20 protein-coding genes are annotated in these 24,265 nt (G+C 43.7%); all 20 read left to right on the top strand.

The genetic code is table 11. From position 1 onward, the window contains the following. The first annotated feature begins 202 nt into the window (after positions 1 to 202). The 20 genes from flgF (at position 203) to fliG (ending at position 24,222) form a co-directional block, all read left to right on the top strand. A complete protein-coding gene (gene flgF, locus AB4180_RS14055; protein ID WP_017103995.1) occupies positions 203 to 952 on the top strand; it encodes a flagellar basal-body rod protein FlgF in 750 nt (249 codons plus the stop codon). Positions 953 to 973: 21 nt separating this feature from the next. Continuing rightward, positions 974 to 1,762 carry a flagellar basal-body rod protein FlgG gene (gene flgG, locus AB4180_RS14050; protein ID WP_017103996.1) on the top strand — a complete coding sequence of 263 codons (789 nt, stop codon included), beginning with the start codon at positions 974 to 976 and terminating at the stop codon, positions 1,760 to 1,762. Positions 1,763 to 1,833: 71 nt separating this feature from the next. Next, the gene (gene flgH, locus AB4180_RS14045) at positions 1,834 to 2,610 is read left to right on the top strand and encodes a flagellar basal body L-ring protein FlgH (RefSeq protein WP_009848569.1); all 777 of its coding nucleotides are present in this window, start codon (positions 1,834 to 1,836) and stop codon (positions 2,608 to 2,610) included. Positions 2,611 to 2,704: 94 nt separating this feature from the next. Continuing rightward, positions 2,705 to 3,796 (top strand): flagellar basal body P-ring protein FlgI, encoded by a 1,092-nt coding sequence (locus AB4180_RS14040; RefSeq protein WP_017056857.1) that lies wholly within the window; start codon positions 2,705 to 2,707, stop codon positions 3,794 to 3,796. A 10-nt stretch (positions 3,797 to 3,806) separates the two neighbouring features. Then, positions 3,807 to 4,748 (top strand): flagellar assembly peptidoglycan hydrolase FlgJ, encoded by a 942-nt coding sequence (flgJ, locus tag AB4180_RS14035; RefSeq protein WP_017103997.1) that lies wholly within the window; start codon positions 3,807 to 3,809, stop codon positions 4,746 to 4,748. A 220-nt stretch (positions 4,749 to 4,968) separates the two neighbouring features. Next, positions 4,969 to 6,849, top strand: a complete 1,881-nt coding sequence (flgK, locus tag AB4180_RS14030; RefSeq protein WP_102250353.1) for a flagellar hook-associated protein FlgK — start codon at positions 4,969 to 4,971, stop codon at positions 6,847 to 6,849. 9 nt (positions 6,850 to 6,858) lie between these two features. Beyond that, complete coding sequence (flgL, locus tag AB4180_RS14025; protein ID WP_102250354.1) at positions 6,859 to 8,049, top strand: flagellar hook-associated protein FlgL; 1,191 nt, start codon at positions 6,859 to 6,861, stop codon at positions 8,047 to 8,049. A gap of 402 nt (positions 8,050 to 8,451) precedes the next feature. Next, on the top strand, positions 8,452 to 9,588 hold the full coding sequence (locus AB4180_RS14020; RefSeq protein ID WP_017100665.1) for a flagellin: 1,137 nt from the start codon (positions 8,452 to 8,454) through the stop codon (positions 9,586 to 9,588). Positions 9,589 to 10,233: 645 nt separating this feature from the next. Further along, positions 10,234 to 11,367: a flagellin gene (locus AB4180_RS14015; protein WP_372081877.1), complete on the top strand. Its 1,134-nt coding sequence runs from the start codon at positions 10,234 to 10,236 to the stop codon at positions 11,365 to 11,367. Positions 11,368 to 12,136: 769 nt separating this feature from the next. Further along, positions 12,137 to 13,267 carry a flagellin gene (locus AB4180_RS14010; RefSeq protein ID WP_017101959.1) on the top strand — a complete coding sequence of 377 codons (1,131 nt, stop codon included), beginning with the start codon at positions 12,137 to 12,139 and terminating at the stop codon, positions 13,265 to 13,267. 81 nt (positions 13,268 to 13,348) lie between these two features. Next, positions 13,349 to 13,774, top strand: a complete 426-nt coding sequence (gene flaG / locus AB4180_RS14005) for a flagellar protein FlaG (RefSeq protein ID WP_017101960.1) — start codon at positions 13,349 to 13,351, stop codon at positions 13,772 to 13,774. A 22-nt stretch (positions 13,775 to 13,796) separates the two neighbouring features. Beyond that, positions 13,797 to 15,851, top strand: a complete 2,055-nt coding sequence (gene fliD / locus AB4180_RS14000) for a flagellar filament capping protein FliD (protein ID WP_102250123.1) — start codon at positions 13,797 to 13,799, stop codon at positions 15,849 to 15,851. Between the two features lie 3 nt (positions 15,852 to 15,854). Beyond that, positions 15,855 to 16,160 carry a flagellar protein FliT gene (locus AB4180_RS13995; protein ID WP_102250122.1) on the top strand — a complete coding sequence of 102 codons (306 nt, stop codon included), beginning with the start codon at positions 15,855 to 15,857 and terminating at the stop codon, positions 16,158 to 16,160. Positions 16,161 to 16,172: 12 nt separating this feature from the next. Continuing rightward, on the top strand, positions 16,173 to 16,583 hold the full coding sequence (gene fliS, locus AB4180_RS13990; protein ID WP_009848558.1) for a flagellar export chaperone FliS: 411 nt from the start codon (positions 16,173 to 16,175) through the stop codon (positions 16,581 to 16,583). Positions 16,584 to 16,809: 226 nt separating this feature from the next. Further along, entirely contained in the window at positions 16,810 to 18,273 is a 1,464-nt protein-coding gene (locus tag AB4180_RS13985; protein ID WP_009848557.1) for a sigma-54 dependent transcriptional regulator, read from the top strand. A gap of 212 nt (positions 18,274 to 18,485) precedes the next feature. Then, positions 18,486 to 19,526 carry a PAS domain-containing sensor histidine kinase gene (locus AB4180_RS13980; RefSeq protein ID WP_009848556.1) on the top strand — a complete coding sequence of 347 codons (1,041 nt, stop codon included), beginning with the start codon at positions 18,486 to 18,488 and terminating at the stop codon, positions 19,524 to 19,526. Positions 19,527 to 19,559: 33 nt separating this feature from the next. Further along, positions 19,560 to 20,969 (top strand): sigma-54 dependent transcriptional regulator, encoded by a 1,410-nt coding sequence (locus AB4180_RS13975; protein ID WP_009848555.1) that lies wholly within the window; start codon positions 19,560 to 19,562, stop codon positions 20,967 to 20,969. Between the two features lie 132 nt (positions 20,970 to 21,101). Continuing rightward, on the top strand, positions 21,102 to 21,413 hold the full coding sequence (fliE, locus tag AB4180_RS13970; protein ID WP_009848554.1) for a flagellar hook-basal body complex protein FliE: 312 nt from the start codon (positions 21,102 to 21,104) through the stop codon (positions 21,411 to 21,413). Positions 21,414 to 21,428: 15 nt separating this feature from the next. Then, complete coding sequence (gene fliF, locus AB4180_RS13965; RefSeq protein WP_017099171.1) at positions 21,429 to 23,171, top strand: flagellar basal-body MS-ring/collar protein FliF; 1,743 nt, start codon at positions 21,429 to 21,431, stop codon at positions 23,169 to 23,171. Beyond that, entirely contained in the window at positions 23,164 to 24,222 is a 1,059-nt protein-coding gene (gene fliG, locus AB4180_RS13960; RefSeq protein ID WP_012603439.1) for a flagellar motor switch protein FliG, read from the top strand. The genes fliF and fliG overlap by 8 nt, the downstream gene beginning before the upstream one ends. The last annotated feature ends 43 nt before the right edge of the window (positions 24,223 to 24,265 follow it).

Genomic DNA, 24,265 nt, shown 5'->3' with positions numbered 1-24,265 from the left:
ATTACGTATGGCTGTTTGCTTCTCTATTTGCCGCCCCTATTGCCGCCCGGTAACGCCTCTGGCAACAATTCTTCCTCAATGATCCTTTATGATCAGTTTTTTTTTGTTGTTTCTCCGTTTAAGTTTTTGATAAATAACAGTTAAAAATATTGGCATAGTGTTTGCTTTATTAGTTCCAGAAGATGATTTTTGGAGCAAAATTATGGATCGCGCACTGTTTCTTGCCATGAGCGGCGCTAAGCAAAATATGCAGGCTTTGCAGCTGCGTTCAAACAACCTTGCCAATGTAAGTACAACGGGTTTCCGTGCTGATTTAGCACAGGCACGTTCAATGCAAGCGTATGGCGAAGGTATGCCTACTCGTGTTTTCAGCATGACAGAGCGCCCGGGTCATAATTTCGCTCAGGGTAGTGTGGTTACTACAGGCCGAGATCTAGACGTCACCATTCAAGGTGATGGTTGGATTTCAGTTATGGACAACACTGGTCGTGAAGGTTTAACCCGTAACGGTAACCTAAGGGTTGACCAAAACGGTTTGCTTACCAACGCAAGTGGTCATTTAGTGCTTGGTGAAAACGACGCACCAATCACGATCCCAATCCCAATCAGTAAAGTAGAAATTGGTACAGATGGTACGATTTCGGTGATTCCTCAAGGCGCTCCAGCTGAAGAATTAGCCGTAGTTGATCGTATCAAACTTGTGCGTCCAGATAATCAAAGCTTATTTAAAGACACGAATGGTTTATTCCGTTCGAAAAACCCAGATCAGGCATACGAAGCAGATGCAGCGGTAACGTTGCTAAAAGGTGCCATCGAAGGCAGTAATGTAAATGCTGTCGGTGAAATGACCAGCCTAATTGACTTACAACGTCAATTCGAAATGCAGGTCAAGATGATGAGCACAGCAGAGGAAATGGACAAATCGTCTGATTCACTGCTTCGTATGAGCTAATAGAATTTAAAGGAATTTGCTATGCATCCAGCATTATGGGTAAGTAAAACCGGTTTAGACGCCCAACAAACCAACATCTCAACAATTTCAAACAACCTTGCCAACGCCTCAACTATTGGCTTTAAAAAGAGCCGTGCGGTGTTTGAAGATTTGTTCTATCAGAATATTAACCAACCAGGTGGCCAATCGTCTCAGAATACTGAGCTGCCAAGTGGTTTGATGTTGGGTGCTGGTTCTAAGGTAGTAGCAACTCAAAAGGTGCACACACACGGTAATGCACAAACAACCTCGAACAGCTTAGATATGATGATCGAAGGTGATGGCTTCTTCCAAGTGGAAATGCCAGATGGTGAAACAGGCTACAGCCGTAATGGTCAGTTCACACTGAACGGTGACGGCGCGATCGTAACATCGGGTCAAGGTTATGCCCTACAACCCGAAATCGTTATTCCTGAAGATGCGATCTCGGTAACGGTTGGTAACGATGGTGAGGTGTCGGTTCGTCTACGTGGTCAGCAAAACAACGTCGTGGTTGGTCAAATCACCATTACTGATTTCGTAAACCCAGGTGGTTTAGAGCCTATTGGCCAAAACCTTTACTTGCCTACAGGTGCAAGTGGTGACCCGCAAGAGGGTGTTCCGGGGTTGAACGGCTTAGGTAATGTTCGTCAGTCTATGCTTGAAGCATCCAATGTAAACGTAACTGAAGAGTTGGTTAACATGATCGAAGCTCAACGTGTATACGAAATGAACTCAAAAGTTATCTCGGCGGTAGATAAGATGATGAGCTTCGTTAACCAACAACTGTAGCTAGTTAATTCGCTGTTTACTTATTTCTTTTGATCGTTCTGTTTACCATTGCCCGCTGAGAGTATGTCGCCATGAAACGTATTGTTTGTTTAGCCCTATTTTTGTCTATGACTGGCTGCGCCCCATTGGCTCCAATTGAAACTCCGGCGCAAGAGAACGCAACCACAGTGGTTGATGCCGTAGAAGGCGACAAGTCGGCCCAGGAAAGCTCTGGTATTATCGACACACTTCGAGATAGAACGGACCCTATTGCTGGTGATCCTGCATGGGCGCCAATTAACCCGAAGAAAAAACAAGAGCATTATGCGGCAGCAACAGGCTCACTGTTCAATGCTAACCACATTGGTAGCATGTATGACGACTCAAAACCTCGCGGTATTGGTGACATTATTACAGTTGCGTTAGATGAGAATACGCGAGCGACTAAAAAAGCTAATGCAGATATGTCTAAATCGAACGATGCATCGATGGAACCGTTAGCTGTAGGTGGTGAAAATCTAGAACTTGGTAAATACAACTTTTCTTACGATCTGAGTAACACCAACACCTTTGCGGGTGACGCGTCAGCCAACCAAAGTAACAGTATCAGCGGATACATTACCGTTGAAGTTATCGAAGTATTAGCCAATGGTAACCTAGTGGTCCGTGGCGAAAAGTGGATGACACTGAATACGGGCGATGAGTACATCCGCCTAAGCGGCACCATCCGTCCTGATGATATAGACTTCGAAAATACCATCGCTTCAAACCGTGTTTCTAACGCACGAATTCAGTATTCAGGTACGGGCGTGCAGAAAGATATGCAAGAGCCTGGATTCTTGGCACGATTCTTTAATGTATCTCTGTAGAGCTTGATAGGGCGTCGGGATTCTGACAGCCCTCATTAATCACAAATATTTCGCTAAGTTATTATAAACTAAAGCAATACAGACAGGTTACTCAATGAAAAAACTCACACTCGTACTATTCGGCATGCTATTTCTTGCCACCAGTGCCCATGCTGCGCGTATTAAAGACGTGGCAAAAGTGGCGGGTGTTCGTAGTAACCAACTTGTCGGTTATGGTTTGGTTACGGGTTTGCCGGGTACTGGTGAAACAACTCCCTTTACCGATCAAACGTTTAACGCAATGCTGCAAAATTTTGGCATTCAATTGCCGCCTGGCACTAAGCCAAAAACCAAAAACGTAGCGGCGGTAATTGTTACCGCTGAACTTCCTGCATTCTCTAAGCAAGGCCAGGAAGTAGACGTAACGGTGTCGTCTATTGGTTCAGCAAAAAGCCTTCGTGGTGGTACTTTGCTGCAGACTTTTCTTAAAGGTCTGGACGGTCAAGTGTACGCTGTGGCACAAGGTAATTTGGTGGTGAGTGGTTTTAGTGCTCAAGGCAACGATGGTTCTAAGCTCGTTGGTAACAACCCTAACGTTGGTATCATCTCTAGCGGTGCGACGGTAGAGCAAGAAATCCCAACCCCATTTGGTCGTGGTGACTACATCACTTTCAACTTAATCCAATCTGATTTTACTACGGCTCAGCGTTTAGCTGATGCGGTTAATAATTTCCTTGGCCCTCAAATGGCGTCTGCGGTCGATGCGACTTCTGTAAAAGTTCGTGCGCCACGTGAAATCAGCCAACGTGTGGCTTTCTTGTCTGCCATCGAAAACATCGAATTTGACCCTGCAGAGGGCTCTGCAAAAATCATTGTTAACTCTCGTACCGGTACTATTGTTGTTGGTAAGCATGTGCGCTTAAAAGCAGCAGCAGTAACACACGGCGGCATGACAGTTGCAATCAAAGAAAATCTAAACGTGAGTCAACCTAACGCATTCTCTGGTGGTCAAACGGTAGTCGTTCCTGATTCGGACATCGAAGTAACCGAAGCCGATGGTAAAATGTTCAAGTTCGAACCCGGTTTAACGCTCGATGATTTGGTACGCGCTGTCAATGAAGTCGGCGCCGCACCTTCTGATTTAATGGCAATCCTTCAAGCACTGAAACAAGCGGGTGCAATTGAAGGTCAGTTGATCATTATTTAAGGGATAAAGCATGATTAAAAATAACAGTGACATCGGCTTTATTCACGATATTGGTAGCCTAGACCGTCTTCGTCAACAAGCGGTAAGCGGTGAAGAAGGCAGTGAAAAAGAAGCGCTAACCGCTGCAGCAAAACAGTTTGAATCTATTTTTACCTCGATGTTGTTTAAGTCGATGCGTGATGCGAACTCGAGCTTTAAGTCAGATATGTTGAACAGCCAGAATGAACAGTTTTATCGTCAGATGCAAGATGACCAAATGGCGAGTGAACTCAGTGCATCAGGTTCACTCGGTCTTGCGGACATGATCGTAGCTCAGTTAAGTGCTGGCCAAGCAAATGATGCAACTGAAGATAAGGTTCGCAATGAAGGCTTTGATACTTCACTGCGAAGACCGCGATACTCGGGGCGTTCAGAAGATAGAGTGTCGGATGTTCAATCTGCGCAAGCTATGTCAGCAACAGACGTGTCATCAGCCAAACAACCCGTTTCCTTCGACTCTCCAGAATCGTTTGTTGCCTCAATGAAGCCTTACGCTGAAAAAGCGGCGAGCGCACTCGGTGTTGATTCATCACTGCTATTGGCACAAGCGGCACTTGAAACAGGTTGGGGTTCTAAGATGATTAAGAACTCTTTGGGCAACAGCAACAACCTATTCAATATCAAAGCCGATAGAAGTTGGAAGGGCGATAAGGTTGCTACTCAAACTCTAGAGTTCCATGGTAAAACAGCCGTTAAAGAGTCTGCTTCTTTCCGTTCTTACTCTAATTTCGAAGATAGCTTTAATGATTACGTGAAGTTCTTGAACGAAAACCCAAGATACGAAACGGCATTGCAGCATCAAGGTAACTCTGAGAATTTCATCAAAGGCATTCACCAGGCGGGTTACGCAACCGACCCAAACTATGCCGACAAAGTTTTACGAGTTAAAGCTAAGATTGATGAGATGAAATAGCGTTATTGAGTGCACTCGAGAGCTTGCCACCGGCAGGCTCTTTTCTTATCCGCCCCTTCAGTCTTACGCGCCATCCATAGTTTTTTCCATACACTTCAACAAATTATTGTCTTTTAACTCTCCGTTATTTCTATTGGCACATATATTGCTAAATATCTTAATAATAAGCTGTAGTAGTTAATCAGTTCATGCTGATTTTGTTAAGTTTTTTGGGGGCATTATGGCGTCGGATCTTCTGAATGTAGGAGCACAAAGTGTTCTTACTGCTCAGAGACAGCTAAACACCACAGGTCATAACATTTCTAACGCCAACACAGAAGGCTATAGCCGCCAGTCTGTGGTTCAAGGTGTGAATGACCCGCGCCAGTACGGTGGTCAAACCTACGGTATGGGTGTGCATGTGGAAAATGTTCGCCGCTCGTGGGACCAGTTTGCCGTCAAGGAACTTAACTTATCAACAACCAATGCCGCTAACAAAGCGGATACCGAAGCTAACCTGGATATGCTGTCAAGCATGTTGTCATCGGTTGTTTCGAAGAAGATCCCAGAGAACCTTAATGAGTGGTTTGATTCTGTTAAGACGCTCGCTGATACTCCGAATGATGTGGGTACACGAAAAGTCGTCATAGAAAAAGCTGGGTTATTAAGTAAAACGTTAAATGAATTTCATGAAACCGTTCGTCAACAGTCTGATTCTGCGAATAAGAAATTAGACATGGGTATCGAGCGAGTTAACCAAATTGCATACGAGATCCGTGATCTTCAGCGACTAATGGTACGAACTCCCGGACCTCATAATGATCTACAAGATCAGCACGAACAGCTAGTTAATGAGCTTTCTGGTTACACTAAAGTGACGGTGACACCACGAGCTAATAATGAAGGGTTTAATGTCCATATCGGTAATGGTCATACCTTAGTTTCTGGTACAGAAGCGAGCCAACTGAAAATGATCGATGGCGTACCAGATGCACATCAGCGTCGTCTTGCTATCGTAGAAGGAAAGTCATTAAAGGCGATTACTAACCGCGATATTGATGGACAAATCGGCGCGATGTTAGACATGCGTGATGAACATATTCCTGCAGTTATGGATGAGCTTGGTCGTTTGGCGACCGCGTTTTCATACGAGGTCAATGCACTGCAATCGCAAGGTTTGGATCTCAATGGCAATGTAGGTAAAAACCTGTTTACCGATGTGAACTCTGAGTTAGTGGCTAAGTCTCGTGTTACTGCTCATGGACAGTCTAAAGCGGATGTCGCGGTTTATATTGATGATACTTCTGCTCTGAAAGGCGGCGAGTATGGTCTGAAATACGATGGCAGCGATTATGTGGTGATTAAGCCAGATGGTGAAACGGTAAAAGTTAGCACTAATTCAACCGGCAATGCCTTTTATTTAGATGGCATGCGAGTGGAAATTCGAAATCCGCCTGAACTGGGTGAGAAGCTTTTACTACGCCCAACTCGCAACTTTGCCGCGCAGATTCAGATGGAAACCAAAGACCCTAAAGATATTGCGGCGCAAAGCTATGAGGCATCAACTACCTTTGCCAAAGGCACTGCAGGTTTCAAAATTTTGGCGGCAGGTCAATTACGAGAATTTGAAGTGATCGTGTCACCAAAGGGCGAACAGTTTGCAGTTACCGATCCTAAGGGCAACATACTTATGCAGCCTCAACCGTATCCACCACAAGGCCCTGTGACAATTAATGGCACAACGTTTGAACTTACACCGGGCGCGGTGGCAAACGATAAATTTACGGCAAACCTTGTCCCATCAGAAGGTGACAATGGCAACTTGCGTAAATTGCAAGATCTCCAAACAGGCAAAGTCTTGGATGATGGTGAGTCTACTATTTTAGATCTTTACCACAACTTGAATACCAATACGGGCTTGAAATCTTCAACGGCAAATCGCTTGAGTGATATTGCTAGGCTAGAAAAAGAGTCAGCTCAAGAACGTATTGCTTCAGTCTCTGGGGTGAACCTAGATGAAGAAGCAGCAAATATGATGAAATTTCAGCAAGCGTACATGGCTTCTTCACGCATCATGCAAGCCGCCAATGATACGTTTAATACTATTTTGGCTTTGAGGTAGGAGATATAAATGTTGACTCGTATTTCTAGCTTTCATAATTATCAGTCAGTACAAAATGACTTTCGCCGCCAAGAAAACAAGGTGCATCATAATCAAGCACAACTGGCTTCCGGTAAGAAATTACAGTCGGCGAGTGATGATCCTTTGGCGACGCATTATTTACAAAACATCGGCCAGCAATCTGAGCAACTTAAACAGTATGTCGATGCGATCACTCTAATTAGAAACCGCCTTGAACATCATGAGGTCATGGTCGCCAACTCGGAAGGGTTCGCGGATGAAGCAAAACGAACCGTGATGGAAATGATTAACGGTGCACTTTCTCCGGAAGACCGCTTAGCGAAGAAACGTGAAATTCAAGAGTTATCGAATAATCTTCTACATTTAGCGAATACTCAAGATGAGTCAGGTAACTACACATTTTCAGGAACCAAGCCCAAGAGCCAGCCATTTTTTCAAGATAATGAAGGGAATGTTTCTTATCAAGGTGATGACTATCAAAGAAAGATGCGAGTAGCAACGAGCTTTGAAATGGCAATGAATGATCCGGGCAGCAAGTTGTTTATGGAAATAGATAACCCGTTCGGTGATTACGAACCTCAGTATGACCTTGAACCAGCCTCTGAGTTATTGCTAGGACGTGCAACTAATACAGCTGACGATAGTGCAACTTATAAAGTCACTTTTGTTGATATGCAGACGGGCAAGTTCGCTTATCAGCTTGAAAAAGACGGTGCAGTGGTTGCTGCAGAAGATTTTGACCCTTCGAAGGGAGTTGTCTATGAAGGTTTGAATATCCAATTCAAAGGACAGATCACGAAGGGTGACTCGATCACTTTAGAGCCGAGAGAGACATTCTCTATCTTTGATACGTTCAAAGAGACCGCCGAACAGGCAGAAAATTCTGTATCAGATGCATCGGCAACGGCAAAGTTGCACCAAATGACTGAAGAATTTCATGCCGCGTTTATTCATTTGACTAAGGCGAGAACGGATGTCGGTGCTCGTTTGAGTACATTGGATATTCAAGAGCAGCAACATGAAGATTTTAAGTTGTCTTTAGCGAAAGCAAAAAGCAATTTTGAAGACTTGGACTATTCGAAAGCCATCATTGAATTCAATGAAAACTCTCGAGCGCTACAAGCTTCACAACAAGCGTTTGGCAAGACGAAAGACCTGACCTTGTTTAATTATATTTAGCTATGAACAGCCGTTAATCTGGGGTTAATTCTCTGCCGTATGTGCTATGCCATATGTGCGAATAATTCTATGGATTGCCACTTTTTTGTTCAGTGTGGCATGTTTGAAAAATAGCGGCAAAAAACGGCAACGAGAGAAATCAATATCTTATTTTCTCGACTTGATATAATTAGCTTCTATGGGGGTTGCTGTTTAAGTGTTTGTTTTTTTATGTTTATTTTAAGTTTATTGGAATTAAAATAAAAGTTGGCACACAACATGCTTTTATAATTTTCATAAATGATTAATACAGATCTTAAACCTTATCTAGGGTTTATCGCGTAATACACGGTCAGTGCTTATCCATATGAGAGTAAAGCTGGCCGCTTCGCAGTGACTTTGCGAACTCATAAGGAGAGCAATATGGCTATTAATGTAAGCACTAACGTATCTGCTATGACAGCACAGCGATACTTGAATAAATCGTCTAATGACTTAGCGACTTCTATGGAGCGTTTGTCATCAGGTCATAAAATCAATAGCGCAAAAGATGATGCGGCAGGCCTGCAAATCTCGAACCGCTTAACCGCGCAATCACGTGGTCTGGATGTAGCAATGCGTAATGCTAATGATGGTATTTCGATTGCTCAGACAGCAGAAGGTGCGATGAATGAATCAACGAACGTATTACAACGCATGCGTGACTTGGCGATTCAATCATCAAACGGCACCAACTCTCCGGCAGAGCGTCAAGCGCTAAACGAAGAGACAATGGCACTTCAAGATGAGCTTAACCGTATCGCAGAGACCACTGCTTTCGGTGGCCGTCGTCTATTGAATGGTTCATTCGGTGAAGCTTCATTCCAGATTGGTTCAAACTCTGGTGAAGCTATGATCATGGCGTTAACCAGTATTCGTGCTGATGACTTCCGCATGGGAGGAACGACGTTCGACTCTGAACACGCTAAAGACAATAGTTGGGAAGTTCCACCAACAGCAAAAGACCTTAAGTTTGAATTTAAAACTAAAGCGGGTGAAGCCATTGTTCTCGATATAAGCGCCAAAGTGGGTGAAGATATCGAAGAACTAGCAACTTACATTAACGGCCAATCTGATCTAGTGAATGCGTCTGTGACGGATGAAGGTCGCATGCAAATATTTGTTGCGGAACCTGATTTAGAAGGCGCGATGTCGATCTCGGGCAGTTTAGCCTCTGAGCTAGGCCTTAAAAGTGAAGGTCGAACTTCATTGGTTCAGGATATCGACTTGAATACCGTTGCTGGTTCACAAAACGCTATCGGTGTAATTGATTCTGCGATGCAGTATGTCGATTCACAGCGTGCTGATTTGGGTGCGAAGCAAAACCGTCTAAGCCACAGTATTAATAACTTGGCAAACGTTCAAGAGAACGTAGACGCTTCAAACAGCCGAATCAAAGATACAGACTTTGCGAAAGAGACAACGCAAATGACCAAAGCTCAAATTCTGCAACAGGCAGGTACATCAATACTTGCTCAAGCAAAACAGTTGCCTAACTCTGCAATATCACTATTGCAATAGTTATTGGTTGAACTTGCTACTCGTGTTCAGACGTGAACTGCGTAGCAAGGGAAACTGGCAAGCATACTTACTATCGGGTGTTTAGCTCTCTCATCTCTCACCTGCTATCCATTTTTACGGTAAGAATGCAACGGCGCGTCGGAAATGTGTTCATTTCTCGATGATCTCCGCACAGGCTCTGACACGCCAACCAGCCCCGTTTCCTTAACAGGAAAAGGGGCTTTTTCCTTTCTATTTCTACACTTTTATTTTCTTTTAGATCGTCTAGTTTACCTTTCAAATCCGCAAACCTCGATCTCACTTATCTGTTTCACGACAAACAACTCAACTCTTTGTATAAGAAGCATACCAATCTGAGCTCTTTGGCGACTATTCATTTCTCTACATAGGGTAACTCAAATAGTGATTAGTGTGTTTTTCGAACACTTTTGAATGCATTATCAATTGAAGGCTGCCACTGTTACAAAAAATGTGAGATTTTAAGTGCCTGATAAATTTGATTTTAATATTTAATTTGTGGTTTTTTGAAAGTTTTTCTAAAGCTTCTGAATTTTGAGCCGTTATTAAAAGTAACTTAGAGATAACTATTTGGTTTTCCGAGACGTCGGAAACCGCTATACCGGAAAATCAATTGGAGAAATCACCATGGCAGTGAATGTAAATACCAACGTTTCAGCAATGACAGCACAACGTTACCTAAACAGTGCAAACAGCGCTCAACAAACATCAATGGAACGCCTATCTTCAGGTTCTAAAATCAACAGCGCAAAAGATGACGCTGCTGGCCTGCAAATCTCGAACCGTTTGAACGTTCAGAGTCGTGGTCTTGATGTTGCTGTACGTAACGCCAACGATGGTATCTCTATCGCTCAAACAGCAGAAGGTGCGATGAATGAAACATCGAACATTCTACAACGTATGCGTGACTTATCTCTGCAATCAACAAACGGCTCAAATACAAAAGCTGACCGTGTAGCAATCCAAGAAGAAGTAACAGCGCTTAATGATGAATTGAACCGTATCGCTGAAACAACCTCTTTTGGTGGCAACAAGCTGCTTAACGGTACTCACGGTACTAAGTCGTTCCAAATTGGTGCAGACAATGGTGAGGCAGTTATGCTTCAACTGAAAGACATGCGCTCTGATAACGACCAGATGGGCGGAAGCAGCTACCAATCTTTAGAAGCTAAAGGTAAAGATTGGAATGTAAAAGCGGGCGCAAATGACCTAAAAATGTCTCTGAAAGATAGTTTTGGTGACCTTCAAGAAATCAACATTTCTGCAAAAGCAGGTGATGATATCGAAGAGCTAGCAACTTACATTAATGGTCAACAAGACCTAGTAAAAGCTTCAGTAGATGAAGACGGAAAAATGCAAGTCTTCGCTGGCAACAACAAAGTTGATGGCGCTATCTCATTCTCTGGTGGTCTATCTGGTGAGCTAGGCATGCAACCAGGTAAGCAAGTAACAGTTGATACTATCGACGTAACGTCTGTTGGTGGTGCTCAAGAATCTGTAGCTGTTATCGATGCGGCACTTAAATATGTAGATAGCCACCGTTCTGAACTGGGTGCTTTCCAAAATCGTTTCGACCATGCAATCAATAACTTAGACAACATTAACGAGAACGTTAATGCATCTAAGAGCCGCATTAAAGATACTGATTTCGCGAAAGAAACGACTCAGATGACTAAATCTCAGATTCTTTCTCAAGCTTCAAGCTCGATTCTAGCTCAAGCAAAACAAGCTCCGAACTCGGCACTTAGCCTACTAGGTTAACAGGTTGAAAGGCCACATTGAACATATGCATTATTGGTTATAAGTGTCAATGTTAGGCTTCCACAAATTAGCTCGTGGTGAGAGATGAGCGCTAAATAAACCCAGCTTCGGCTGGGTTTTTTATTGCCTGCGATTTGGTAACGGTAATTTTCGAGATCAGGGGGGAAAGAAAAAGCGAGATTCCCTATCACGTTCGTTCCCCACTGTAGGGAATGACCGAGTTGGGAAATGATGATTTCATTGCTTATTGCTTATTGTATCGAAGTAGCCTTTCGTCATTCCAGAACCGAGTAGAGCGAGATATCAGGAATCCTTTCTTATATCAATGTTCTGATGGGTGTTGATACACATAGTGTTAATACCAATCGTAGTAAATAACTTATCACCCTAGCTTGCTAAAAACTCGATAACGGCGTGAGAGCTTCTAGTTGTAGAATAACTACTTATCGAAAAACCCTGCCTTGTTCTCAAGCATTTTTCCTGCGCTATTTCTGCTCACTTACTTACTGTGATTGGTACAAATCCGGCTTTAAAAGATGCCGTGAGATTAATCGAGCTACTTCACGTTTTTTTTAATATTTAAAATAATACGAAAAAAAATGCATTTTTTATTAAAGCTTCTAGTTAAGGGGCCGTTAAAGGGATTGAGAGAAATGATATGTACCAATGTAAGGTGAGAGAGACACTGGTATATAAAACAGAAAAACATGTATTTTTGTGAGGTGAGAGTCACATAAGTGCATGAAAAAATGCCTAAAGGAGATCAACTATGGCGATTAATGTAAGCACAAATGTGTCTGCAATGACGGCTCAGCGCTACCTAAATAGCGCGGCTGAAGGTACTCAAAAATCAATGGAGCGCTTGTCTTCTGGCTATAAAATTAATAGCGCGAAAGATGATGCTGCAGGCCTACAAATCTCTAACCGCTTAACGTCGCAAAGCCGTGGCCTAGATATGGCTGTAAAAAACGCGAATGATGGTATCTCTATTGCACAGACTGCTGAAGGTGCAATGAATGAGTCAACCAATATCCTGCAACGAATGCGTGACCTTTCTCTTCAATCTTCAAATGGCTCAAACACGAGATCTGAACGTGTTGCTATCCAAGAAGAAGTATCGGCGTTAAACACTGAGCTTAACCGTATTGCTGAAACGACCTCTTTTGGTGGTAACAAGCTTTTGAACGGTACTTTTGGTAGCCAATCTTTCCAAATCGGTGCAGATTCTGGTGAAGCAGTAATGCTGACGATGAATAATATGCGTACTGACACTCAAGCTATGGGCGGTAAGAGCTATAGTGTTACCGAGGGTAAAGATACGTCTTGGCGTGTAGGAGCAAACTCTGCTCTAACGATGAAATACCAAGATCAGTTTGGTGATCTTCAAGAGTTGTCTATTTCTGCGAAAGAAGGCAACGACATGGAAGAGCTAGCAACGTATATTAATGGCCAAAGTCCAGACGTCCAAGCATCGGTAGGTGAAGGCGGTAAACTGCAACTGTTTGCTTCTAGCCAAAAAATTGAAGGTAATGTTGAATTTGGCGGCAGTCTGGCGGGCGAGCTAGGGATTGGTGCAGGTAAAGACGTTACTGTTAACGATATCGATGTAACATCGGTTGCTGGTGCTAACAACGCGGTATCTATTATTGATGGCGCTCTAAAATCAGTAGACAGTAACCGAGCATCTCTCGGTGCATTCCAAAACCGTTTTGATCACGCAATCAGCAACTTAGATAATATTAACGAAAACGTTAATGCGTCTAAGAGCCGTATCAAAGATACCGATTACGCAAAAGAAACAACGGCAATGACGAAGTCTCAAATCTTACAACAGGCGAGTACTTCTATTTTAGCTCAAGCAAAACAATCACCATCAGCAGCTCTAAGCTTATTGGGCTAAACTTACTTCAGTAAGTAACGGTAAACTCTACTCTGGGTAGAGTTTTACTGTTAGGCTCATAAAGGTGGGAGGGAGAGTGTTATGGAAATATTATCTAACGCGTCGAACATCCAGCCTTATGGCTCACCTAATGGCACTAAATTTGCAAGCGATGAAGGTAGTAGTGCGTCGAGCACTTTACAACTAAAAGAAGCAACATCTCATGGCAAGGTAGAAAAATCGAAAGAAATGGCTACCGAAGCGGCGATTCAATTAGCTCAACATAGACAAGAGTTAAATGATCAGGAGCGTGTCAAGATGGTTGAGAAGGTCAATGAGTTTATATCTTCTCTTAACAAGGGTGTTGCCTTCAAGGTTGATGAAGAGACTGGGAGAGATGTGGTCACTATTTATGAGACCACAACAGGCGATATTATTCGCCAAATTCCCGACGAAGAAATGCTCGAAATTCTGAGGCGCCTAGCAGCCCAAACCTCGAATAGTGGAATATTGGAGGCTAAGGTTTAAGTCGTATTATTGAGGTGGTTTAATGAGTTTTGGCCCAATGGGGATTTCGTCTGGCATGGATATCAATTCCATGGTCAGCAAAATTGTTGATTCTGAGCGTGTGCCTAAACAGCAACAGATCGACAATGAACGAACGCGAATCGACACCAGCATTAGTGCCTATGGAAGACTCAGAGAATCCCTTGATTCGATGAAGGATCTGATGACAAGCTTTCGTCAGGATAAAGCTTTTGCTGTGCGAACAGTAGAAAGTACTGATGAAAATCTTGTTTCTGCGACCGCGACTACCGAAGCGATCGCTGGCAAATATGCCATCGATGTGTTGCAGCTTGCCCAGAGCCATAAAGTGGCTTCTGATGTTCTATCAGATGACATGAAATTTGGCCCTGGCAAGCTGCAGGTTTCGCTTGGTAGCGAGAGCTTCGAAACACAAGTTAGTGCTAACTCAAAACTGCGTGATGTTGTTAGAGGTATTAACAGCGCTGGGGATAATCCGGGTGTTCGAGCTTCTATCATTAATGATAAAGAAGGACCGCGGTTAGTCCTCGCTTCAAATATGTCTGGTGAAGACAATCAAATAAAACTCCACGTTGACTCTGAAGATAACAACCCTCTAAAAAAATTAGAATATAAAACCCTATCGGAAAGACTGAAAGCCTTAGAAGATGCTCGCTCAGTAGCGCAAGGCGTCTTAGCTGATGCCCCTCCTAAATTGGATGCTGACGGTAACCCAATTCCTGACGGCTTTGCTGTTCCGCTGCGAGACGATGACGGAAATTCCATATTTGATGAAAACGGCAATCCTATTTTTGAAAGAAAATCGGAACCTGTCGTTGAACCTGAAGATCCTTTCGCTGAATTTGACCGTGATAATTTAACTTATGGCCAAGAAGCGGCAATGGCAGGTCAAAAGGCGCTAGATGCGTCTGCCTTAGCGGCTTCAGGGATGCCAGAAGATACGATCCCAGGCTGGAACAACACCGCTTCGGGCACATTACTCGATTCTTTTTTTAGGCCTGAACTCGAGCTTGACGAAAAAGCCATCGAGAAAGCCGCTGATATTCCGGGGTGGTCAAATACTGCCGCAGGTACTCTGACGGATTCTTATGTTACCCCCAAAGAAGCGCAGCAGAAGCTCGATGCCGAGAAAGCCAGAATAGAAAGTAAATTGGTTGATGAACGTTCAGAGTTAGCGAAGAGAGTTGAGAAAGGTGAATTAACCCCGGAGCAGGCTCAGCAATTAGAGAGAGCTAGGTTATCTCCGGGGGAACGAACACATTTAGAGAAGGTTGATAAAGCTCAAGCTAATCTGGCTTTGGCTCAACAGTCTTTTGACCAATACAGCGGCATGACTGAAGTGCAAGCTGGACAAGATTCAATGGTCATTCTGGATGGTGTCGCTCAGCTTTCTAGCAATAATAATGTGATTGAAGATGCCGTTGAAGGTATTGATATTACGGTTAAAGGTAAAACGCCAAAAGATAAGCCGCCAGCAGAAATTGGTGTTGAGTACGACCGTAATCGTGTTCGTGAAGATATTGAAGCTTTTGTTAGCTCTTATAATCAGTTTTACCAAGTATCTAAAGGTTTGGCGAGTGTTGACCCTTTGACAGGTCAAAAAGGCCCTCTTTCTGGTGACAGTACAGTGCGTAACGCAGACTCGCGACTAAAAAGTGTGTTCTCTTCAAGCATTGAAGACGCGCCTGACAACCTTAAGTCTTTGACTGAATTTGGTATCACCACCACAAGACAAGGCTCGCTAGAAATCAACTACGACATGCTTGATCGTCAGCTTAACAATCATTTTGATAAGTTGGGTGAGTTCTTTGGCGGCAACAACGGTTTCGCCAAAAAAGTCGAAGATGCGATTCAAGGGATCACGGGTGTTACCGGTTCTATCCGTACGAGAGAGAAGAGCTTGGTCGAACAAAACTATCGGTTGGTTGATGACCAAGTCGCACTCGATCGCCGTATGGATAGCCTGCAGAATCGCACGCACTCTAAGTTCACTGCTATGCAGGATGCGACCAGCAAGATGCAATCTCAGTTAGGCAGTATGATGAGTGCAATGGGCTAATAGATGAGCATGCTGCTTCAAGAGCTTTGTGAGCTCGATCAATTAATTATGTCTAAGCTCGAATTTAGTGAAATTAATGCTGAAGAAATCGTGCATCTTGTCGATAACAGAGAACAGTTATTGCAAAACGTGCTTCAATTAATCGATTCATATCCCGACGTTAAGCAAAGCTCCGAGTGGTTTGAAGCCATTTCGAGAACAAGACAATTGGTCGAACTGATGCAGTCTGAGACTGGTCGAGTAGGTAAAAACTTACATAAATACCGACATGGTGCCAAATCAGTTCAACAATACAAAAAGTTTTTATAGAAGAGGTTTACTATGCGCGGTTCTTTACAGGCATATAAAAAGGTATCAGTGGATAGCCAGCTTACAGCTGCCTCACCGCATAAAATTGTTCAGATGCTAATGGCTGGTGCTATCGAGCGCTTAATTCAAGGTAAAGCGGCAATGCAAGCGGGCAACATCCCGGTGAAAGGTGAGCGATTGAGTAAGGCTCTAGATATCATTATTAGCCTGCGTAGTTGCCTATCAATGTCCGATGGTGGCGACATTGCGAAAAATCTAGATCAACTTTATGAGTTTATGATCACGCAAATTTCTGCTGCAAATCACAAAAATGATCCTCAGCCAATTGATGATGTTATCGATATTATCCGCGAAATTAAGAGCGCTTGGGACCAAATTCCGAATGAATATCACAATTTAACGTCTGCGGATGTAGGTATTTAAAGAAACATCCCAGTTTAAACCAATCGCATATCTCTGAATTGCTTGGTTGCCTTATTTTTATAATCAAATAAAATAGAAGCCATTAGATAGCCTAATGGCTTTTTTCGTTGCTGGTTTCCTAGATTTGTCCACGTAGATCATAATCATTGATATTTTCTCTGTTTTGTCTCTTACGTCGCTTACCAATTTCCGCATCGCACCAAAATAAAGGCAATAATTCCTACTTATGCAAGGTTTGGCAAAACTGCTTGTCGTCGATGATAACGCTCAAAATCGTCACAATTTAAGCACAATATTAGAGTTTGTAGGAGAGAGCTGCGAAGTAATCAGCTCTGAACAAGCATACAAAGTTGACTGGTCCCTACAGTGGGCCGGTTGCATCATTGGTTCAATTAAAGCCAAAGGCTTCGCATTACTGAATGAAAAGCTTGTTCATGTTAATCACATCCCTTTACTGGTGATTGGCAAAAACGATTACCCGGTTGACGAACTTACTAACTTTGTTGGTGAACTCGAACTTCCTCTTAACTACCCGCAATTAAGTGATGCACTAAGACACTGTAAAGACTTCTTAGGCCGTAAAGGCGTTCAAATTGTACCTTCAGCGCGTAAGAATACGCTTTTTCGTAGTCTAGTTGGGCAGAGTGTTGGTATCCAAGAAGTTCGTCACTTGATTGAACAAGTCTCTTCTACTGAAGCAAACGTATTGATTCTTGGTGAGTCAGGCACGGGCAAAGAAGTTGTAGCACGAAATGTTCACTATCATTCTAAACGTCGTTCAGGACCTTTCGTTCCCGTAAACTGTGGCGCTATACCGCCAGACTTGCTCGAAAGTGAACTGTTTGGTCATGAGAAGGGCGCGTTTACTGGTGCAATTACCGCACGTAAAGGCCGTTTTGAGTTGGCTGAAGGTGGTACACTGTTTCTTGATGAAATTGGTGATATGCCAATGGCGATGCAAGTTAAGTTGCTTCGTGTTTTACAAGAACGCAGTTTTGAACGTGTAGGTGGCAATAGTACCATTCAAGCTGATGTTCGAGTGATTGCGGCAACACACCGCAATCTTGAAAATATGATCGAAGATGATTTGTTCCGTGAAGACCTTTACTATCGCTTGAACGTTTTCCCAATTGAAATGCCATCGCTTCAGGAGCGAAAAGAAGATGTTCCCCTATTGCTTCAGGAGTTGATGACCAGAATGGAAGCTGAAGGTGGCATGCCAATCTGTTTTACTCCCCGTGCCATCAACTCTTTGATGGAGCATTGCTGGCCGGGCAACGTACGTGAGTTAGCTAATTTAGTTGAGCGAATGGTTATTTTATATCCAAATAGCTTGGTTGATGTGAATCATCTACCAACTAAATATAGATACAGTGATATCCCAGAGTTTCAGCCAGAGTTTAATAATTTTGCATCAGAGGAAGAGCAAGAGCGAGATGCTCTTTCTGACTTGTTCTCAGAAGACTTCAGTTTTGAGCAGCACGATGAGCTTGCTGACAATGCGAACGCACCTCAAGATTTACCCGCTGAAGGGGTTAACTTGAAAGAACTACTCGCTGATATGGAAGTGAATATGATCAATCAAGCGTTGGAGGCTCAGGGCGGTATTGTTGCTCGCGCTGCTGACATGCTTGGAATGCGCAGAACCACTCTGGTCGAAAAAATGCGTAAATATAACTTGCAGCGTTAGTGCCTATTTTCGATGAAAACGAAAACTAGTACACATTTTAGCATTTTAGCATTTTAGCATTTTAGCATTTTAGCTTTTTGGCAACTTTAGCTAAACGAACAGATAAACCATAGTCGAGTTGTTGCTTGCTTAACTATGTGATAAATATAGCAAATAGCCTGACTTGTGTTGTACATGTCAGGCTGTTTTAGTATTTGAGGCAAATTTTTGACATGCACCTATCTAACGAACCAGAAAATCAATCACATCTAGATTCTGTTGAGCAACAGGTTGAGCGCTATAAGCAAGTGCTCGATGTTATGCCTGCGGGGGTCATCTTGTTAGATACACATGGTGAAGTGAGAGAAGCGAATCCTGAAGCACACCGTATTCTCGGGGTTGAGTTGGTTGGCGAGAAATGGTTTTCGGTAATACAAAATGCCTTTGAACCAAGGGACGATGATGGGCATGAGATCTCATTGAAGAATGGGCGAAAAGTGCGCTTAGCGATTTCAGCTTCGACTACAGGTCAGCTTATTTTGATTACAGACCTGACAGAAACTCGCCTACTTCAGTCTCGTGTGAGCGATCTTCAGCGTTTATCTTCACTCGGAAGAATGGTCGCTTCGCTTGCCCATCAGGTTCGCACGCCGCTTTCTAGTGCAATGCTATATGCATCAAACCTTGCCGCGCCAAATTTGCCGCCGGCAACAAAAACGCGTTTTCAATCTAAGCTGATGGATAGGCTGCATGATTTAGAGAAACAAGTGAATGACATGCTGTTGTTTGCCAAAGGTGGCGACAACAAGGTGGTTAAGCCATTCACCATCGCGGAACTCATCATTGAGTTTCATCCTATGGTGGAGGCTGCGTTAAAAAGCAACCAGATTGATTATTGTCAGGAAGTTGAAGATGAAAAGACTCAAATGTTTGGTAACGCCAATGCTATCGCTTCTGCTTTAAGTAACCTAGTTTTGAACGCGGTTCAAATTGCTGGTAAGAAATCGCAGATTGATGTGTTTTTTAGACCCGTAAACGGTGAACTTAAGATATCAGTACAAGACAGTGGCCCCGGTGTGCCTAAAGAACTTCAAGGTAAAATTATGGAACCTTTCTTTACCACTCGTTCTCAAGGCACAGGTCTAGGTTTAGCGGTTGTACAAATGGTATGCCGAGCACATGAAGGTCGACTGGAATTGATATCAGAAGAGGGTGACGGCGCATGCTTTACCATGTGTCTACCGTTGGAAAGAAGCTCTTCTTCTGAAGACTAATAAGTTTTAACTGAATTTACACTGGAGAATCCTATGGCTCAAAGCAAAGTGTTAATCGTCGAAGATGATGAAGGTCTACGCGAAGCCCTTGTCGATACACTCGCGCTTGCTGGTTATGAATGGCTGGAAGCGGATTGTGCGGAAGATGCTCTGGTAAAATTGAAATCAAACTCTGTTGATATCGTGGTCTCTGATGTACAGATGGCCGGTATGGGCGGTTTAGCATTGCTAAGAAACATCAAGCAGCATTGGCCAAATCTTCCGGTTCTATTGATGACGGCCTATGCCAACATTGAAGATGCGGTCGCGGCAATGAAAGAAGGCGCTATCGATTACATGGCAAAGCCATTTGCTCCAGAAGTGCTGTTAAACATGGTGAGCCGTTACGCTCCCGTAAAGTCGGATGACAATGGCGATGCTATAGTTGCCGATGAGAAAAGTATCAAACTAATGATGCTGGCTGACAAAGTGGCTAAAACCGATGCCAACGTGATGGTGCTAGGGCCAAGTGGCTCTGGTAAAGAGGTCATGTCTCGCTATATTCATAACGCCTCGAGCCGTAAAGACGGTCCGTTTGTTGCGATTAACTGTGCCGCGATTCCAGATAACATGTTGGAAGCAACACTGTTTGGCTACGATAAAGGTGCGTTCACCGGGGCGATTCAAGCTTGTCCGGGTAAATTTGAGCAAGCTCAAGGCGGTACTATTTTGTTGGATGAGATCAGCGAAATGGATCTCAGCCTACAAGCGAAATTGCTGCGAGTGTTGCAAGAGCGCGAAGTTGAACGTCTTGGTAGCCGCAAGAGCATCAAATTGGATGTCCGTGTTCTAGCAACCAGTAACCGCGACCTAAAACAGTATGTTTCTGAAGGGAATTTCCGTGAAGATTTATACTACCGACTGAATGTATTTCCAATTACTTGGCCAGCGCTGTGTGAACGTAAAGGTGATATTGCGCCGCTTGCGAAACATTTGGTGGAACGTCATTGCACCAAACTAGGAATGCCTGTTCCTGTTCTGTCTGAGCAAGCCATTAGTAAACTCGTCAATTATCCGTGGCCGGGAAATGTACGTGAACTGGATAATGTCGTGCAGCGCGCTCTAATTTTGAGTGAGCAAGAAAATATTTCAGGCGAACATATTTTACTTGAAGGTGTTGATTGGCAAGACGCTACTGGACTGCAACAGATCGTTGAAGGGAACAGTGTTGCAGCGCCAGAAATTAAGCCGATTGCTGAAGCTAATCCTATCAATAAAGTCGTGGCAGGTAGCGAAGGGCTTGGAAATGAGCTTAGAGATCAAGAGTATGCGATCATTCTCGAAACATTGATTGCTTGTCATGGTCGACGTAAAGATATGGCTGAAAAGCTAGGCATTAGCCCTCGTACATTGCGTTATAAATTAGCGAAAATGCGTGATGCTGGAATAGACATTCCAAATTGAACATAAATTAGTAGTGTCAGCTTTCTGACTAGTGTATTACGATAGCTAGTCAAATTGATGCATGGCACGTTAATTGCTCTGTCAATAATACAGCTAAATAGATAGTCATAATTTTGACTCCTGAGGTAGTAAATGAGAATAGATGGTTTACAAGGCGAAATGCAGGCAATGATGGTTGAAGCTGCCAGCACGCGTCCTGCTGCAACGGGCCAAGCGGTTGGTGCAGATTTTGGCAACATGCTGACTAATGCCATCAATAATGTGAACTCATTACAAAAGACCTCTGGTAATCTTCAAACTCGTTTTGACAGTGGCGATCAAAGCGTGTCTTTATCTGACGTGATGATTGCTCGTAATAAATCTAGTGTGGCTTTTGAAGCGACGATCCAAATTAGAAATAAATTGGTCGAATCGTACAAAGAGCTGATGAACATGCCGGTATAAGTTGGGTAGTAAATAGTGGCAGATAACAGTCAAACAACAGATTTAACCGTAAGCGATAGCAACGACCACGCACTTATTGCAAGTTCTGATCTAGATGGAGAAGGGCAAAATACCGATTTAGGTGAGCGCAGTTCATCTAAGTTTGATATGGCCGTCGGTGATCTCGATTTGCTTCGTCAAGTCGTCTTAGTTCTTTCTATCTCGATCTGTGTAGCGCTTATTGTAATGCTGTTTTTCTGGGTGAAAGAGCCAGAAATGCGTCCATTAGGGGCTTACGAAACAGAAGAGTTGATCCCGGTTCTTGATTATTTGGATACGCAGAAGATTGAGTACTCTCTTGAAGGGAATACCATCTCGGTACCAGCGAGTGAATATAACTCATTAAAGCTAAATATGGTTCGAGCGGGTTTGAACCAAGAGCGAAACACCGGTGATGATATCCTCATGCAAGACATGGGTTTCGGTGTATCACAACGTTTAGAGAAAGAGCGTCTTAAACTAAGCCGTGAAAGACAGCTTGCTAAAGCTATTGAACAGATGAAGCAGGTACGTAAAGCTCAAGTTTTACTTGCCTTACCTAAGCAAAGTGTCTTTGTTCGTCACAATCAAGAAGCCTCTGCCTCAGTATTCCTGACACTTAAAACGGGGACGAACCTCAAGCAGCAAGAAGTTGATTCTGTTGTGGACATGGTGGCCAGTGCCGTTCCGGGGATGAAAACTTCGCGAATTACGGTGACCGATCAGCATGGCCGACTTTTGAGCTCTGGCTCTCAGGATCCGATGTCAGCGGCACGCCGAAAAGAGCACGAGTTAGAGCGTAATCAAGAGCAAGCGCTACGTGAAAAAATTGACTCTATTTTGATTCCGATTCTTGGGTTTGGTAACTACACGGCTCAGGTTGATATTCAACTCGACTTTAGTGCTGTGGAACAAACACGAAAGCGTTTTGATCCGAATACTCCAGCAACCCGAAGTGAATACACATTAGAAGACTATAATAACGGCAACGTTGTGGCAGGTATTCCAGGGGCTTTGAGTAACCAGCCTCCTGCTGATGCTTCGATTCCTCAGGATGTGGCTCAGATGAAAGATGGTACGATGATGGGGCAAGGTTCGGTTCACAAAGAAGCGACCCGCAACTTTGAGCTGGATACTACCATTAGTCATGAGCGAAAACAGAGCGGCACGGTTAATCGTCAGACCGTATCTGTTGCAATCAAAGATCGCCAATCATTGAACCCTGATACGGGAGAAGTGGTTCATACCCCAATTCCAGCAAGCGAAATTAACGCGATACGTCAGGTATTGATTGGCACTGTGGGTTTTGATGAAAACCGCGGTGATTTACTCAATGTTTTAAGCATGCAATTTGCACCTCAAGTAACGGATATTGTTGCTGACGTACCAATTTGGGAGCACCAACACTTTAATGATTGGGTACGTTGGTTTGCGAGTGCGTTGGTTATTATTGTTGTCGTATTGGTGCTGGTTCGCCCTGCAATGAAAAAACTGCTTAACCCAGCAGCAGACGATGACGATCAAATGTACGGACCCGACGGCATGCCAATTGGTGCTGACGGCGAAACCAGTTTAATTGGTGGTGATATTGAAGGTGGTGAGTTATTTGAATTTGGTTCAAGTATCGACCTACCTAACCTTCACAAAGATGAGGACGTACTGAAAGCAGTACGTGCACTTGTAGCGAATGAACCAGAGCTAGCAGCTCAAGTAGTTAAGAATTGGGTGGCAGATGGCTAACGAAATTGTTCCACAACAAGCAGAAGGTGGTGAGCTTGATGTCGCAAGTGTCGATATCGAGTCTATCTCAGGCGAAGAGCGCGCTGCGATCTTGTTGCTAAGTTTAAGTGAAGAAGATGCTGCGGGTATCATTCGCCATCTAGAACCTAAACAGGTTCAGCGTGTTGGTAGTGCAATGGCACGTTCAACGGATTGGTCTCAAGAAAAAGTAGGTGCTGTACACCGCGCTTTCTTAGATGATATTCAGAAGTACACCAACATCGGTATGGGCAGTGAAGACTTCATGCGTAATGCGTTGGTGGCTGCGCTGGGCGAAGATAAGGCGAATAACCTTGTTGATCAGATCCTTTTAGGTACTGGTTCTAAAGGTTTGGATTCTCTTAAGTGGATGGACCCTCGTCAGGTGGCAAGCATCATCATTAACGAGCACCCACAGATTCAAACGATCGTACTGTCTTATCTGGAATCGGATCAGTCTGCGGAGATCTTATCTCAATTCCCTGAGCGTGTTCGCCTTGATTTGATGATGCGTATTGCTAACCTTGAAGAAGTTCAACCTTCAGCTCTCGCTGAATTGAATGAAATCATGGAGAAACAGTTTGCGGGTCAAGCGGGTGCTCAAGCTGCCAAAATTGGTGGCCTGAAAGCCGCTGCTGAGATCATGAACTACATGGACAATAATGTAGAAGGCATCTTGATGGGGCAAATTCGAGATCAAGACGAAGACATGGCAACACAGATCCAAGATCTTATGTTTGTCTTTGAAAACCTTATTGAAGTTGATGACCAAGGTGTTCAGCGATTGCTGCGTGATGTTCCACAAGACGTTCTACAGAAAGCGCTTAAAGGTGCTGATGAAAGCCTACGTGAGAAGATCTTCAAGAACATGTCTACGCGTGCTGCTGATATGATGAGAGACGATATTGAGGCGATGCCGCCAGTTAAAGTCTCTGATGTAGAAGCGGCTCAGAAAGAGATCTTGGGTATTGCGAGGAAGATGGCAGACAGTGGCGAGATTATGCTGTCTGGTGGCGCCGACGAGTTCCTTTAATACAGAAACCTCAAGAGCCCCACATTGTTGGGGCTTTTCTTTA

It is taken from the genome of Vibrio sp. 10N.286.49.C3 (assembly GCF_041469545.1).
Classification (GTDB): Bacteria; Pseudomonadota; Gammaproteobacteria; order Enterobacterales; family Vibrionaceae; genus Vibrio; species Vibrio tasmaniensis_A.
Note: the sequence above shows the minus strand (reverse complement) of the source record. Positions and strands in the feature narration are given on the sequence as shown.